At 56.7% G+C, this 14,799-nt stretch carries 12 protein-coding genes; 7 read left to right on the top strand and 5 right to left on the bottom strand.

Annotation, left to right across the window (positions count from 1 at the left end):
* Positions 1–43 precede the first annotated feature (43 nt).
* The 3 genes from plsY (at position 44) to VO84_RS20180 (ending at position 3,571) form a co-directional block, all read left to right on the top strand.
* Positions 44–676, top strand: coding sequence for a glycerol-3-phosphate 1-O-acyltransferase PlsY (plsY, locus tag VO84_RS20190; protein ID WP_058189586.1), 633 nt, complete (start codon positions 44–46; stop codon positions 674–676).
* 9 nt (positions 677–685) lie between these two features.
* On the top strand, positions 686–1,732 hold the full coding sequence (locus tag VO84_RS20185; RefSeq protein WP_058189585.1) for an NAD(P)H-dependent glycerol-3-phosphate dehydrogenase: 1,047 nt from the start codon (positions 686–688) through the stop codon (positions 1,730–1,732).
* A gap of 240 nt (positions 1,733–1,972) precedes the next feature.
* Positions 1,973–3,571, top strand: coding sequence for a hypothetical protein (locus VO84_RS20180; RefSeq protein WP_058189584.1), 1,599 nt, complete (start codon positions 1,973–1,975; stop codon positions 3,569–3,571).
* Positions 3,572–3,862: 291 nt separating this feature from the next.
* Here the strand turns inward: VO84_RS20180 and VO84_RS20175 are convergent, their stop codons facing one another.
* Positions 3,863–4,744: an alpha/beta fold hydrolase gene (locus VO84_RS20175; protein ID WP_197414139.1), complete on the bottom strand. Its 882-nt coding sequence runs from the start codon at positions 4,742–4,744 to the stop codon at positions 3,863–3,865.
* Positions 4,745–5,164: 420 nt separating this feature from the next.
* Here VO84_RS20175 and VO84_RS20170 point away from each other — a divergent pair, with 420 nt between their 5' ends.
* The gene (locus VO84_RS20170) at positions 5,165–6,685 is read left to right on the top strand and encodes a GGDEF domain-containing protein (RefSeq protein WP_058189582.1); all 1,521 of its coding nucleotides are present in this window, start codon (positions 5,165–5,167) and stop codon (positions 6,683–6,685) included.
* Positions 6,686–7,181: 496 nt separating this feature from the next.
* On the opposite strand, the gene VO84_RS20165 is transcribed toward VO84_RS20170, so the two are convergent.
* Complete coding sequence (locus VO84_RS20165; protein ID WP_058189581.1) at positions 7,182–8,438, bottom strand: magnesium transporter MgtE N-terminal domain-containing protein; 1,257 nt, start codon at positions 8,436–8,438, stop codon at positions 7,182–7,184.
* Positions 8,439–8,603: 165 nt separating this feature from the next.
* On the opposite strand from VO84_RS20165, the gene VO84_RS20160 reads away from it, so the two are divergent.
* Both VO84_RS20160 and VO84_RS20155 read left to right on the top strand, forming a co-directional pair.
* A complete protein-coding gene (locus VO84_RS20160) occupies positions 8,604–9,044 on the top strand; it encodes an ATP-binding protein (RefSeq protein ID WP_231738109.1) in 441 nt (146 codons plus the stop codon).
* Between the two features lie 89 nt (positions 9,045–9,133).
* Entirely contained in the window at positions 9,134–9,478 is a 345-nt protein-coding gene (locus VO84_RS20155; RefSeq protein WP_058189580.1) for an STAS domain-containing protein, read from the top strand.
* 73 nt (positions 9,479–9,551) lie between these two features.
* Here the strand turns inward: VO84_RS20155 and VO84_RS20150 are convergent, their stop codons facing one another.
* Both VO84_RS20150 and VO84_RS20145 read right to left on the bottom strand, forming a co-directional pair.
* Positions 9,552–10,133, bottom strand: a complete 582-nt coding sequence (locus VO84_RS20150; RefSeq protein ID WP_058189579.1) for a LemA family protein — start codon at positions 10,131–10,133, stop codon at positions 9,552–9,554.
* Between the two features lie 124 nt (positions 10,134–10,257).
* On the bottom strand, positions 10,258–11,124 hold the full coding sequence (locus VO84_RS20145; protein ID WP_058189578.1) for a TPM domain-containing protein: 867 nt from the start codon (positions 11,122–11,124) through the stop codon (positions 10,258–10,260).
* An 80-nt stretch (positions 11,125–11,204) separates the two neighbouring features.
* On the opposite strand from VO84_RS20145, the gene VO84_RS20140 reads away from it, so the two are divergent.
* The gene (locus VO84_RS20140) at positions 11,205–13,289 is read left to right on the top strand and encodes a S9 family peptidase (RefSeq protein WP_058189577.1); all 2,085 of its coding nucleotides are present in this window, start codon (positions 11,205–11,207) and stop codon (positions 13,287–13,289) included.
* Between the two features lie 172 nt (positions 13,290–13,461).
* On the opposite strand, the gene VO84_RS20135 is transcribed toward VO84_RS20140, so the two are convergent.
* Entirely contained in the window at positions 13,462–14,658 is a 1,197-nt protein-coding gene (locus VO84_RS20135; protein WP_058189576.1) for a 2-isopropylmalate synthase, read from the bottom strand.
* Positions 14,659–14,799 lie beyond the last annotated feature (141 nt).

Raw genomic sequence — 14,799 nt, 5'->3', positions numbered from 1 at the left:
TCCCTTTAGTCCCTCAGTCCCCCGTTCAGTTACACTCAAATCGATGTCCGCTGCAAGCCTGCTCATCATTGCCTTCTCCTACCTCCTCGGCTCCATTCCGGTGGGCTATCTGCTGGTCCGCCTTTTCAAAAAGCAAGACATCCGCACCGTAGGCAGCGGAAACATCGGCGCCACCAACGTCCTGCGTTCCGGCAGCAAAGGTCTCGGCGCTGCCACCTTCGTGCTGGACGTAGCCAAGGGCGCGCTCGCCGCGGCCATCGGCGCATGGCTTGCAGCATGGCTCTTACCCGCCTGGCCCATACGCAACGTCGAAGCACTGGCAGCATTGGCCGCCGTGCTCGGCCACATGTTTCCCGTCTGGCTCGGCTTCAAAGGCGGCAAAGGCGTGGCCACCGGCTTCGGAGTCTTTCTCTTCATCGCGCCGTGGGCGGCACTCGCGGCCATCGGAGTCTTCGGGATCATCGTTGCCCTCACCCGCTATGTTTCGCTCGCGTCCATCCTCGGCGCAGCCAGCTTTCCCATCTTCGCCTGGTACTTCGTTCACGGCGATAAACCGGCCTTCTTCATTGCCGCTGAAATCATTGTGTCGGGACTGATCATTGTGAAGCATCATGCCAACATCGGCCGGCTGCTCAGCGGCACAGAAAACCGCTTCGGAACGCCCAAGGCCGCATAAACACTCCCCATGACAATCCTCCCCATAGCCCCGCGCATCGTTGTACTCGGCTCCGGCTCCTGGGGCACAGCCATCGCCTCTTCGCTGGCCCGCAACGGACGTCCCGTCACGCTCTGGTCGCACTCGCATGAGGCTGCTCGCGCCATCGCCACTGCGCGCGAAAATCGCAAATACCTTCCCGGCTTCCGCCTGCCGGACTCGATCACCGTCACCGGCGACGACGCAGCCATCGCGCATGCTGACATCCTCGTCTCCGTCGTGCCAAGCGACTTTCTCCGCCCCGTCATGGCCCGGCTTCGGGGCCACATGCGCGCTGGCCACATTCTGCTCAGCGCCACAAAAGGCCTTGCGGCAGGCCCAGCATCGAGCCCGGAAAAAGACTCCTTCCTGCGCATCTCGCAGGTCCTCGCCGCCTCGCTTGCTGAAGTGGAGCTAACACTTCCCATCGGCTCCCTCAGCGGCCCCAGCTTCGCGCAAGAGGTAGCCGCAGGCCAGCCCACAGCCATCACAGTAGCCTTTGATGACCACGCCATCGCCGCCCTCGTCCAGCGCGAATTCGCCTCGGAGTCCCTCCGCCTCTACACCTCTTCGGATCTGATCGGCGTAGAACTCGGCGGCGCTCTCAAAAACGTCATTGCCATCGCCGCCGGCATTACCGCAGGCATGGGCCTCGGGTCAAACTCCATGGCCGGCCTCATCACGCGCGGCATCGCGGAGATGACGCGCCTCGCCGTCTCCTGCGGCGGCCGCCGCGAAACACTAGCCGGCCTTGCCGGCCTCGGCGATCTCGTCCTCACCTGCACCGGAACCCTCAGCCGCAACCGCACCGTAGGCGTCGAACTCGGCAAAGGCCGCAAGCTCCCGGAAATCCTCGCCTCACTCGGCGGCAAAGTAGCCGAAGGCGTCCACACCACCCGCGCCGCACTCGGCCTCGCCCGCCAGCAGCGCGTGGAAATGCCCATCACCGAGCAGATGGAACTGATCCTCGACCATAGCAAAAATCCCCGCGAAGCCATCAAAGACCTGATGCTCCGCCCCGGCAAACATGAGCACTAATTGACCGCGGAATGCAGCACCAGGTAAGCCAGCCAGATAAGCGAGCCGGCGATGACAAAGGCTTTTCAAATCTTTGCCTCAGCCATCAAGCTGCTTCTGCGCCTCAAACACTTATAAAAAGATTACGAATAAGCGCCTATACTCCTCGGCGGCTAAGTTCCTCATCTCCAACACTCCCCCAAGTGTCCCCAGCTCCGAATCTCAAATCAAAAAATCGATATCACACCATAGGAGGTTGAAATGGGAGTTCTGCAAGGGTTGACAGCCAGCGGCTCGCACCTCTACGCCGCATGGAAGGGCGAACCGGATGACGATCGTATTTTCTATTCCGCCTGGAGCGGCACTGGCAGTTGGAGTGCCCAGGCGTTAATCCCCGGCAATACCAGCGCCGGTCCCGCCTTAGGCGAGTACAGTGGATCGCTGTATGCCGCATGGAAAGGCGAATGGAGCGACCCGAGACTCTTTTATTCCAAGTTCAGCGGCTCCAGTTGGGATGCCCAGAAACAAATCCCCAACGCTTACAGCGATACCGGCCCATCCCTCTGTCCACTCAGCGGAAAGCTGGTTGCCGCGTGGAAGAGCGTCTTCGATCAGAGCATGTATTACGCCACCTTCGACGGCACAAACTGGACCGCGCCTAAGCAAATCCCCGGCGTCGGGAGCAGCGTAGGCCCCACCCTCGCGCTTTACGGCGGCAAGATGTATGCCGTCTGGAAGGGCGAAGGTACCGACCAGCGTCTCTGGTATGCCACCTATGACGGAACCAGTTGGTCGGGCCAGAACACCATTCCCGGCGTCGGAACAAGTGTGGGAGCCTCCATAGCTGGCGTCAGCGGCAAGCTCTACGCAGTCTGGAAAGGCGAAGGCACCGACCAGAGCATCTGGTACGCCACCTTCGACGGAACCAGTTGGTCCGCACAAACGCAGATTCCCGGCGACACCAGTCAAGGCGTTGCAATCGCCGAATTCAATGGAAATCTATATGCCATGTGCAAAGGCCAGAATTCGGACGTCAGTCTCTACAACTCCGAATTCACCGTCAGCAGCGGCAAATGGTCTTCGTGGTCCAAAGACATCCCCGGAAATACCGGTCCCGATACCTTTACGACCCTCCTGCCCACACCCACTTCAGGCAATCGCAATTACGTGTTCAAGAACTCAAGCGGCGGCTCTGTAACCGGTGCCACAGTCGTCATCACCGTCGTGGAGGACATCATCCCCGACAGCACCGGGAACTATTCATTCCAGGTCAACTGCTTCGGCCCTCCGCAGGCCTCTGGGTCAGCGCCCTTCGTCTGGCAGCAATACGGCTATCGCATCGCCGCCAACGAACTGTTCTTCTGGGTCAACGATTTCCGCCAGCAGGATCTACCCGGCAGCCCCTACATCAATTGGGATTCCCGCTCCATGCCCAACAACACAGGCGTGGTCGCCGTATCGAACAATGTCCTGCCCGCTGGCTGGCAGCTCACCACCAGAATCGACACCGATTCCGCTGGTACCGTCACCGGCTTCTCCTTCAGCGTCGCCCAGCCCAACGGCACTGTTCTCAACCCGCCTGCATTGACGTTGCAGGGCATCCGATCCTTTGTAACGCTCAGCAACCTCGCGCCGATCAATAATTACCAGGTCATCATGGTCGGCGAGAACGGCGGCCTCACCACCGACTTCGCCTCCGGCCAGGGTATCTTCCAATGCTTCGCCGACGGAAGCATCACAGCCACAGCTTTCGCCGATGAATCGGGTGAAGGGAGCAACGTCCTTTACTCACCGCTGCCCGCCTCATACCCCAACGGCGAGTTCTACCAACAGTTCGGAATCGGGCTCGCGCCCGCGTAATCCACTGCACCCACAATCCGCTCCGGGGCGAGTGGCCCTGGTTTTTAGGAAGCCGGTCCACCACAAAAGCCGGGTGCCCCATCCGTCGCGCGCTTTTGCGCGACGGGTGGAACAGCACTCCCGCTCCACCACCAACGAGGTGTCATCCTGAATGTAGCCGTTTTCAGGCGGAGTGAAGGATCTGCGTTTGCCATTGCTTTTGCACTTCGTCCGTCCACCACCACACTTGCGCGCCCAGGTCCCTGATGTTAGGACCTGGGGCACCACTGAATCATCGCTTCTCGTTCTGCCTCACTTCTCCCGCTGATCCAAAAACCCCTTCACCGCCGTAATCGTGAATGGCCCCTTACAATCCAGCACCACATGCCCACAGCCCGGAATCACAGCCAGTTCTCCCTTGGGCAATAACTGAAACAGCTCCACAAATTTTGGAATCTGATTATACGGATCGTGATCTCCGGCAACAATCAGAGTCGGAATCTTGATCGACTCAATCTGAGCATCGGTCACGTACACCGGACCCGCCCACATCGCAGCAAGCCTCTCGTTAAACTCCACCCACCTCTCCGGCTGCGGCATCAGTTTTTTTCGTTCCGCCACAAATTGCGGCGAGTCGCGCTCCACATCCGTTGGCTTCGTATTTCTGAACTCAGCCTGTGCGTTCGGAGTCCAGTCAGCAAGCTTCCTCGGCCCGCCAATCGCCACTAGCCGCCGTACCAGCTCTGGATGCGCGCTCGCAAACGTGTAAGAAGTGACCGCCCCATCACTGAACCCCAGCACGTCCACCTTGCCGCTGGTTTCATGACGGATCACAGCCAATGCATCGTCAGCAAACAGCGCATAGGAAAAAGGCTTCGTTCCAATGTCCGATCTTCCATGGCCTCGCGTCGCAATCGCAATCACGCGGCGATCTTTGCTCAGTTCGCCAATCAGATCGCCGAACTCTTCAATGTATCCATACAATCCGCCATGCAGCAGCACCAGCGGAGTTCCGCCGCTTCCGTATGTCTCGTAATAGATCTTCGCGTCATCTACCTGCAGAAAATGCCCAGCCTCCGAATTGGCCCCGTATGGAACGCTGGCCGGCTTGTTTTGTGCTCGCGCACAGTTAAAAAACAGAACGGCTACAAACAGTGTGTACAGGCTCATCCTTACCTTGCGATATTGGCTCACAAAATTCTCCCTTGGACGCAATAGCGTCCTGCAGTCTCTCAACGTGCGGGAAGGATTGAGCAGCTTTCCTGACTGGAATGGGAGTAGGACTGGGTAGCTTTGGACGGAGCCATCCCCCAAAACGGCTAGGGATGCTCGCATCAACCATCGCTCTGGAAACGCACCTGTTATTGCCAGGCCCCTGCGTCCAGCGCTACCCGAGTTGACGCTCTCAGGTTAGAGCAGCGCCAATTCACTGTCAACGAAAAGTTGATCGTCCGTTGGCAATGGATGACACCGGCAATTCGTGGCAAATCTTGTCGCCTTCAGCGGAGGACTGGTTTCCATGAGTCCTGTATCGTCTGCGCTACACTAACGTTCCCGGTGTAGAGAAATCATCTACCCAAGGGGTTGCGGCAAAATTTACGGTCGGAGACCGAGATGGAACAGCCTGACGAAGTTATGCCCGCCGCTGGGGCCTCGTCCCGGTTGTATTGGGGCTACGCCGCCAGCTATCTCTTGATCGGCATAGCGCACCTGATTGCATTGACGCGTCAGTCGGATGCGGGGAATGTTGCCAGTGATGTCATTGTCGGCGTGGCCCAATGGCTGACGCTGGCGGCACTCATTTGGCGCTGGCGCCGCTCAAGTTTTCCTGACACCTTCCGCTGGGGAGCGACAATCGCAGCATTGGCCTTCATCAACCTCGCCAATGACAATGATCTCGTAATCCACGTCGGAGGAAACTACCCGCATGCGCCCGGCGCGTCGATCTTCTGCGACGCCATTTATGTCGCCCTCGTGCTTCTATCCTGTTCCACCACTTTTCGTGGCCGCACCATGAGGGCGACAAACCTTGTGGATGCCGCTATGGTCGTCGCGCTAACCGGATTCTTCTTCGTTCGAACCTTCTCCCTCGTTTCGATCTCCGGCCCGGATGACGCCAACAACGTTCTGTTCATCATTCGGATGTTCAACATCCTTGGCATCTTCCTTACGCTGTGCGCCGCGGTGCGCCTGCTTGGGGCAGAGAGAACACGACAAAGGCATTTCTTCTTCGTGCTGACAGCGTACCTGTTGACGAGCACAGCTTTTGCCGCAGTACGCAACCCGCTGACGATCAAACCTAACGGCATGGAATTCGATTTCCTGCTGCTGCCGCAGTTTATCGTTCTCGGTTTGCTTTGCCTGCGCGGATCGCCACGCTGGCTTGAGAGTTATCAACCGAGGTCTTCTCTGGTGGACGCCGCGGAAAGCCTGAGTCCGCTTTTCCTGGGCCTCGGACTATTGGGAGTGAGCCTGAGTATTTTCAGCAGCCACCCGGTTCTAGGCGTAGTGGGTGCTTCCATCGCCGTGATCGGTTACGGCATACGCAATGTGATCACTCAAAGCGAACAGATGGCGACAGAACGTTCGCTGATGCTTCTGCAAGGAGAGTTGCAAACCCTCGCCGTAACCGATCCACTTACCGGGATCACGAACCGTCGTGGCTTCGATGCCAGCCTCGGGCGAATGTGGAAACGGGTTGAGACGTCTGACATGCATCTATCGGTTCTGATCATCGACATTGATCACTTCAAACTCTTCAACGATAGTTACGGACACGACCTGGGAGATCTATGTTTGATTGCGGTGGCAAATTGTCTCAGGGATATCCTCACCCCTCTCGGCTGCTCCGTGGCTCGCAATGGGGGAGAAGAATTTGCAGCACTTTTGCCTGCTGCAACATTTCAGCAAGCGATGGAGATCGGCGAAACCATTCGGCAATCGATCTCTGAAGTCCGGGTGTCTCATGGAAATGAACCGCTGCTTATAACAGTAAGCATAGGGGTGGCAAACTCGGCGCAAAGTCAGGCTTCGAGCGCAAAGGCCCTGCTGCTTATCGCCGATAAGGCGCTCTATGACGCAAAGAGCGCCGGCCGCAATCGGGTGGTATATCGCGACTCAATCGATGCAAGCTAAAGTTTTGCGTTTGCCTCGAAGGGATAATCGATACCACAAACGCCGGCCCATTTTTTCGTCACTCGTCTCTCGTCCTTACATTACTTTCGTCCATTGTCCTTTCGTACCGTCTCCCGCCATCAGATAGTTTGCATAAAATTAGCCCCGTTTGTGCTTTACTCATAATCAGCAGGAAAAAGAAGGCCCGAATCCATCCTGGATTCGGGCCTTCACAGTTTCAGGGTAGATACACCCCTCCCCCACCTTTTTCGAGGTCAGGTAACCATGCATATTGCACAAAGAGTAAACACCGGTTTCCATCTCCATGGCTCATATCCCGGTCTGCCTGGCATACATGCAGAGACACTGTACAGGTTGCACAGTGTCGGAATGAAGATCGCATAAAGATTTCTCCAGAAACTGTGCAGTCGTCGGCAAGTAGCACAAATAAAAACGACTTCGCAAGCACAGCAGCACAGGATAACTCAAACAATGTCCGCTTCCGAACACCAGAAACTTACAGTCTCTCCCGCAAAAAGCTGATCACATGATCCGCATGAACCACACCAACCATCCTGCCTATATTGTCGAGAACCGGCAGCGAATGCAGATTGTACTTGTCGAAGATCTCCGCCAGCTCATTCTGCCGCCGGTCAAACGAGCACGACAAAACACGCGACTCAGCCAGCACGCTAAGACGTGTCTCCGGCTGCGCCATCACCACCCGCGCCAGCGAAACCGATCCACGCAGCACGCGTCGCTCACTCAGCAGATAAATTTCAGTAACGGATTCCGGATCGCCGTCAAAGTTTTTAAGAGCCAGCACAGCCTGCGCAACAGTAGCCTCATACGCCACAGCCACAAACTCTGATGTCATCGCACCCGCAGCGGAATCCTCGTCAAATTCGAGAAGTTCCTCAACCTCCTGCCGCTCCTCCGGCTCCATCTCTTCCAGGATGGCGTCAGATTGCTCCTCCGAAAGCTCAGCCAGCAGATCAGCAGCAGCAGCCGGATCCATCTCCTCAACGATGTCAGCGATCTTCTCATCGTCCAGCTTTTCAAGCAGAGCCTTCTGCAGCTTGGGATCAGCCTCTTCGAGAGCCTCAGCCGCAACCTCTTCGTCAAGCGCGATAAAGACAGCCTCACGCTCGGCAGGCGGCAAGTCTTCCAGGATTTCAGCCAGATCGGAGGGATGTATCTCGTTCAACCTCTCGTGCTCAATCCGCAGCTTGACCCGGCGCGCCGGATCGACCTCGATGACATCGACAAACTGCCAGGGAATGCCATTGGCCGCAAACCGGCGCGAGAAAGTTTCAAGCGTAGCGCGCGGCAACAGCCCCTTGAAGATGCGCCTGACAGCTCCCCGCAGCCCGACTTCAACCTCCGCGACGCGGAGCAAATGCGCCGCGCCACGACCGAGCCATTCAAGGTCCACATCATTCACGCGGACCACCTTGCGGCCATGCACATCGATGATCTGACGGTCGATCAGGTCCTGCTGAAGATAGAGATAGCTGCCCTGGTCTTTCAGCGGTACAAGCGCGCCGGAAGTACGTAGCTCAAGCGTACCCGCCGGAGTCTCCATGACCTCCTCTGAGGGAACAATGGCCAGCCCGGACCGCGTTTTAAGCACAAGGCCAGCCACGCGGCCCGCATCCGCGCCGGTAGCCACAGCAATATCCTTAAGCTTGCCGCGGAGCGTTCCCTGCGCGTCTGTAACAGGCGTGCCAAGCAGCGCAGTGAGGCTGACGCGGGTTGTCGCGCGGAGTTGCATGTTGAGAGTGTAGACTGAGCACGCGCATTTCGCGCCCGAAGAAACTTATAAGGAACTCGAAGCAATCGTACTGCTATCCTTGACACAATTCCTCTCAACCATCAAACTTCCGTCAGGCGGTTACAGCCTGCACGATCTACTCAAACGAAAAGGGCCCATACCGATTTGAGCGAACCAACCGCAGGCCGCCTGACCCTCCAGCTCGCTTCCACAATGGAGAGCGTCTCTGAAATTGAATCCGCGGCGGAGAAGATGGCCAGCGCGGCCGGCTTCGACGAGGATGAGACCTTCCACATCACGATGGCCGTGCGCGAGGCTGCAGTGAACGCCGTGCTGCATGGAAATGAATATGACCCGGCGAAGAAGGTAACGGCCATATTTGAGGACGACGGCACTTCACTCGTATTTAAAGTCAGCGATGAAGGCAAGGGGCTCGACCCCGATTCCCTGCCCGACCCGCTAGCCGCGGAAAACCTGTTGCGCGGCACGGGACGGGGCATCTTTCTCATCCGTTCCTTCATGGATGAGGTAAACTTTCGACAACTGCATCCCGGCACTGAACTGACGCTGGTTAAGCATCGGCCGCAGACGGGGGCCTCGGCCTGAACCCGGCGCCGGGCGCCGCAACTGTTTTCCAACAAGGAAAGCCCCGCGCGGATGCTATAACTTATGTACAGAATTAAGGAGGAGTTTCCGTGGCACTAACGATTGCTTCCCGTGAAGTAGATGGCGTAACAGTCCTGGATCTCGGTGGTCGTATCACCCTCGGTGAAGGCAGCGTGCAGTTGCGCGAAGCTATCCGCGATCTGATCAGCAAGGGTTCCAAGAGCATTCTGTTGAACCTGAGCGACGTAAACTACATTGACAGCTCGGGCCTGGGCGAGTTGGTGAGTGCGTTCACAACATCCAAAAATCAGGGTGCGAGCCTGAAGTTGCTTGGCTTGACCAAGAAGGTAAAAGATGTGTTGCAGCTGACCAAGCTGTACACCGTCTTCGATATCTACGACGACGAAGCCAGCGCCATCGCCTCCTACAAGTAGCAACAACTCTGTATTTAAAAGGCCATCCTGACGGATGGCCTTTTTGTGCTTCCCTGGTCTTTCGCCGCAGGTTTTAGAACTTGACCTGAGGCGCATTGCGAGATGCTGCATTTGCCTCGAAGTAAGCATCCTCTTTCGGCGCAAAGCCGAGCATTCCGGCCCAGATGCTATTGGGGAAGGAACGCACGTATGTGTTGTAATCGCGCAGTACGGTGTTATAGCGCGTACGCGAGACCTTGATGCGATTTTCCGTTCCGGCAATCTCGTCCTGCAAGCGCATAAACTGCTCGTTGGACTTGAGCTGTGGATAGTTTTCCGTAAGCGCCAGCAGACGGCCAAAAGCTCCGTCCAGCGTATTGTTGGCGGCAATCTTCTCCTGCGGCGTATGCGAGTTGAGCAGGCCGGCGCGAGCGTTGGCAATGTCGCCAAAGACCGTCGTCTCCTGCTTGGCGTAACCTTTGACGGTTTCCACCAGGTTAGGAATCAGATCGGCACGCCGCTGCAGATCCGCGTCCACATTGGACCAGGCATTTTTGACTGCCTCGTCTTTTTGCACCAGTTGATTTTGTGCGCCTTTGAAGCTGAAGAAAACAAACAGCCCCGCAAGCAGTAATGCTCCAACCACTCCAAGAGATACCAGACATCCCTTGCCCATACAGTTGTATTCTCCTTCCGCCCATTAAGGGCGAACTACAAAAATCCAAATGTGACCAACCAGTTCTTCCCTGGAACCGCATGCAGGCCGCAATTACCTGAGTGGCCAGTCCTCTGTGGGGCGCTTACCAGCTACCGCCGGCTCCACCGCCGTCAAACCCGCCGCCGTCACTACCACCGCCGCCAAAGCCGCCAAAACCTGATCCGCCCCCGCCGCCGTCACCACCTCCACCGAATCCGCCTCCTCCGCCCCAGCCGCCGCCTCCGCGATTACGCGGTCCGCCCAGCCCCGAGAAAAGGAGTCCCCACCCCAGCCAACCCAGAATGCCACGCCCAGCGCCAAAAACGCCGAAGAGAATCAGTAAAAAGAGGACGAAGAGAATCCCGCCCCACCCCGAGCTGTGGTGCACCCGGCGTCCCGGCTGCACGGCAAGCTGGCCATTGTCGGCATCCTGCAGCGTAACGTTGGCATCCTTGGCAATAATCTCGCCAACACGGCCCACCGCGCCCACCAGTGCCGAATCATAATCGCCCGCCTTCAGGCTCACCCGCATCTCGCGGCCAATATCGCCCAGCAGCCCATCCGGCAAAATACCCTGCAAGCCGACTCCGGCGTCAATGCGATACTTACGATCGTTGACGGCCAGCAAAATCAGCACGCCTTTTCTGGCGTTGGCATCCGTGCCTTGCCTGCCCATCCCCCACTTGCTCTCAAGTTGAACCGCCCAATCGGCAGGATCCTCGCCGTCCAGAGTTTTTATCGTTACCACGGCAATCTGCGCGTTGGCCTGCGAGTGGTCTAACTGGCTGCAAATACGGTCGATGCGAGCGATAGCCTCGGGAGACAGAACGTGCGCGAAATCGCTGACATAATCTGTGGGCTTGGGAAGACTATCGACGCTCTCGGCATGAAGAACGAGGGCGGAAAAGATCAGAATGGCGGCTGCAAGCAGCCGGGCTCCCAACCTGAAGGAGCGCGAAAAAGCGTTCATCGCTCTCCATTGTACGTTGCGGCATGGCAGAAAGTTCCGTGAACCGATTCGCGCCGCGAAGACTCTAAACTAATACTGAAATGATCGAGAACTCGCTTTCTTCACCTCCCATCGCCCGCGTTGAACAAACGGAAACCACGGTCCACGGCGTTACGCTCACGGATGACTACGCCTGGTTGCGACAGAAAGAAAACCCTGAAGTCTCGGCGTATCTGGAAGCAGAAAATGCCTACGCGGAAGCAGTTACGGCTCCGCAGGAGGCATTACGCGGCGAACTATATAAGGAGATGCTGAGCCACATCCAGCAGACAGACGTTTCAGTTCCCCACCGCGACGGCGCATGGTGGTATTACACCCGCACAGAGGAAGGTTTGCAGTACGCCATCCACTGCCGCAAACGCAACGGCAAATCGGGACTGGATAAAAACGCGCCAGAAGAAGTGATTCTGGATGGCAATCTTTTGTCGAAAGGCCATGCGTTCTTTGCAATTGGCGCAACAGATATCTCTGACGATGGGCGCTGGCTGGCCTGGACCGCGGATACCACCGGCTTTCGGCAATACACTCTGCGAATCAGGGATCTTGAAACCGGCCATGATCTACCCGGTGAGGTGTTACGCGCAGGTTCCGTGGTGTGGGCGGCAGATAATATGACGCTCTTTTATACGGTAGAGGACCAGGAGCAAAAGCGACAGCATCAGTTATGGCGTCATCTGCGCGGAACTCCGTATGCCGCGGACGCACTGGTATATCAGGACGACGATGAGCGCTTTAACGTCGGCGCAGGTCGTACGCGCGACGGCAAGTTCCTTGTTTTGGAATCGCACAGCCACACCACCAGCGAGTGTCATGTTCTGGAAGCTGACGATTCAGATGGCAAGTTCCGCTTAATTGCACCGCGCGAGGATGAGCATGAGTATTTCGTTGAACACCGCAATGAGCAGTGGTTCATTCGTACAAATGACAAGGGGCGCAATTACCGGCTCGTAACAGCGCCTGTGGATGCGCCGCAACGGGAGAACTGGGTCGAACAAATCCCCCACCGAGCAGATACCATGCTCGAGGATGTGGACCTCTTCCGCGATTTCTTCATTGCTTGCGATCGCGAGAATGGGCTTTCGCGTCTGCGCGTTTATAAGTTTGCGGGGAAAGAACCGAAGGCTGCACCGGCAAGCGAAATCAGCTTTCCAGAGCCGGCGTACAGCGCCTATCCGCATGTGAACTGCATCTTTGATACAAAGGCGTTCCGTTACTCGTATCAGTCACTGGTCAGCCCGAGTTCAGTGTACGAATACGACCTTGCAACCGGTGCTTCGCAACTGTTGAAGCAAGTAGAGGTGCCGGGAGGATTTGACCGCACGCTCTATGCCAGCGAGCGCATTCATGCCACGGCAGAGGATGGCGTGCAGGTACCCATCTCCATTGTGTATCGAAAGGACAAGCGCAAGGCCGGTAGCAATCCTCTCTATGTGTACGGATACGGATCGTACGGCTATGCACTTCCATTGGGGTTCAATTCAAATCGGTTGAGCCTGTTGGACCGCGGCCTCGTAATGGCTTATGCGCACATTCGCGGTGGCGGCGACCTGGGCGAGACCTGGCATGACGCAGGCAAAATGTTGGTGAAGCGTAACACCTTTACAGACTTCATTGCCTGTGTGGATCATCTGACCGCTGAAGGGTATGGCGATCGGTCACGCGTGGCGATTGAAGGTGGCTCGGCAGGCGGACTGTTGATGGGTGCTGTTACAAATATGCAGCCTGAGAAATTCCGCGCCGTGCTCTCGCATGTACCGTTCGTGGACGTCATGAATACGATGCTGGACGCATCGCTTCCGCTGACCGTGCCCGAGTATGAGGAATGGGGCAATCCCGATGAGGAAACGTACTTTCAATATATGTTGAGCTACTCGCCTTACGATAACTTGAAGGCCGCCAGTTATCCGGCCATATTAGTTAAAACCAGCCTGCATGACAGCCAGGTAATGTACTGGGAGCCCGCGAAGTATGTCGCGAAATTGCGTACCTTTAAGCAGGATCCAAATCCACTACTGCTCGTAACGAACATGAAGGCCGGCCACGGCGGCGCAAGCGGGCGGTATGACTATTTGGAAGAAATCGCGTTCGATTACGCTTTCCTGCTTGGCCAACTGGGGCTTGCGTAACGGATTTGCGACTGATCGGATTAAGCCTGCAGTCTGCCACGACACGCGATACCAGCACTACGTAATGCTGGTATCGCTGTATGGAATCTATTTCAAGCAACTCACACAGTCACATGTGCAGCCGCCCATTCTGCACGAACGAAACAGCGAGCCACGGACAGTGATTTTCAAACTAGATGGCAACCGCGCTGGTCTCAGCTGCTTCCATCGTCTGCAACTGTTCTGCCGGTATCAATGCCAGTAGGTCCTGATCAAAAATCGACTTTCTCCGGTCTGCCAGAGCGCTGAAACGCCGGTAGGCTGCGTCCAGCTCAGAAGCTTCCAAAGTCACTCCCAGCTCTTTGAAGCGATGAGCCAGCGCACTTCTGCCCGAATGCTTACCCAGCACCATGCGGCGATGAGGCACGCCAAATTTGGCGGGATTCATGATTTCGTAAGTAAGTGGGTTGGCCATGACCCCGTGTTGATGAATTCCAGCTTCATGCGCAAATGCATTCTTTCCCACAACAGCCTTGTTCGGTGCTGGTGCAAATCGAATAATTTCTGAAAGCATCTCGCTTATTGGAAACAGGCGGTCCAATACAAGAGAATGCGTACACGGATACTGATCCCTGCGCACATGCATTGCAGCCGCAACCTCTTCCAATGCGGCGTTGCCCGCTCGCTCACCGATGCCATTGATGGTGCATTCCACTTGCTGTACGCCGGCGGAGATCGCAGCCAGAGTATTAGCGACTGCCAGACCGAGATCATTGTGGCAGTGCGACGACAGCGTTACTCCTGATACTTCCGGAAGGCGCGCGCGAAGCATGGAAAAGATCCCCGCATACTCGTGCGGCACCGAATAGCCTACGGTATCCGGAATATTAATGATGGTCGCTCCGGCAGCGATCACAGTGGCAACCATCTGGCAGAGGAAATCCGGATCACTGCGCGTTGAATCTTCCGGCGAAAACTCAACCTCGTCGATCATGCTGCAGCCAAGTCTTACCGCAAAATCAGCTTGTTCGAGCGCTTGGCTGCGCGTGATCTTCAATTTGTATTCGAGATGAATATCTGAACTCGAAAGCACAATGTGGACCCTGGAGCGGCGCGCCTTTTCGAGCGCCCGTGCGGCAGCCTCAATATCTTCCCTTCGTGCTCGCGCAAGGGAGCCTATATTTGTACCTCGCACCTCGTGGCTGATTGCCTGAATTGCCTGAAAGTCTCCTGCCGATGCAGCAGCAAAGCCTGCCTCGATCACATCGACGCCGAGCTCTTCCAGCGCATGAGCCATCCGCAATTTCTCGTCCGGGTTCATGCTGCAGCCAGGGGCTTGCTCCCCATCGCGCAGAGTTGTATCCAGAAACCGAAGGCGATTTGAAGACATGGGTCTCCTCACTAAGTCGGCGCCCTTGAAGCGACACCAGAAAACTCAATCTCAACTGCGACGAGAACCGCAACCCGGCTCGTTATCGAGCTCTAACAGCGGCAAAACATTTACTACTTGACCCAAGCCTGCATAGCAGGC

It is taken from the genome of Occallatibacter gabretensis, assembly GCF_001449115.1.
Taxonomy (GTDB): domain Bacteria; phylum Acidobacteriota; class Terriglobia; order Terriglobales; family Acidobacteriaceae; genus Telmatobacter; species Telmatobacter gabretensis.
Note: the sequence above shows the minus strand (reverse complement) of the source record. Positions and strands in the feature narration are given on the sequence as shown.

Excerpts from the sequence above, each read along its gene's own strand:
- VO84_RS20135 (WP_058189576.1), bottom strand. The coding sequence starts at position 14,658 with ATGTCTTCAAATCGCCTTCGGTTTCTGGATACAACTCTGCGCGATGGG.
- VO84_RS20170 (WP_058189582.1), top strand. The coding sequence starts at position 5,165 with ATGGAACAGCCTGACGAAGTTATGCCCGCCGCTGGGGCCTCGTCCCGG.
- VO84_RS20180 (WP_058189584.1), top strand. The coding sequence starts at position 1,973 with ATGGGAGTTCTGCAAGGGTTGACAGCCAGCGGCTCGCACCTCTACGCC.
- VO84_RS20150 (WP_058189579.1), bottom strand. The coding sequence starts at position 10,133 with ATGGGCAAGGGATGTCTGGTATCTCTTGGAGTGGTTGGAGCATTACTG.
- plsY (WP_058189586.1), top strand. The coding sequence starts at position 44 with ATGTCCGCTGCAAGCCTGCTCATCATTGCCTTCTCCTACCTCCTCGGC.
- VO84_RS20165 (WP_058189581.1), bottom strand. The coding sequence starts at position 8,438 with ATGCAACTCCGCGCGACAACCCGCGTCAGCCTCACTGCGCTGCTTGGC.
- VO84_RS20185 (WP_058189585.1), top strand. The coding sequence starts at position 686 with ATGACAATCCTCCCCATAGCCCCGCGCATCGTTGTACTCGGCTCCGGC.
- VO84_RS20140 (WP_058189577.1), top strand. The coding sequence starts at position 11,205 with ATGATCGAGAACTCGCTTTCTTCACCTCCCATCGCCCGCGTTGAACAA.
- VO84_RS20145 (WP_058189578.1), bottom strand. The coding sequence starts at position 11,124 with ATGAACGCTTTTTCGCGCTCCTTCAGGTTGGGAGCCCGGCTGCTTGCA.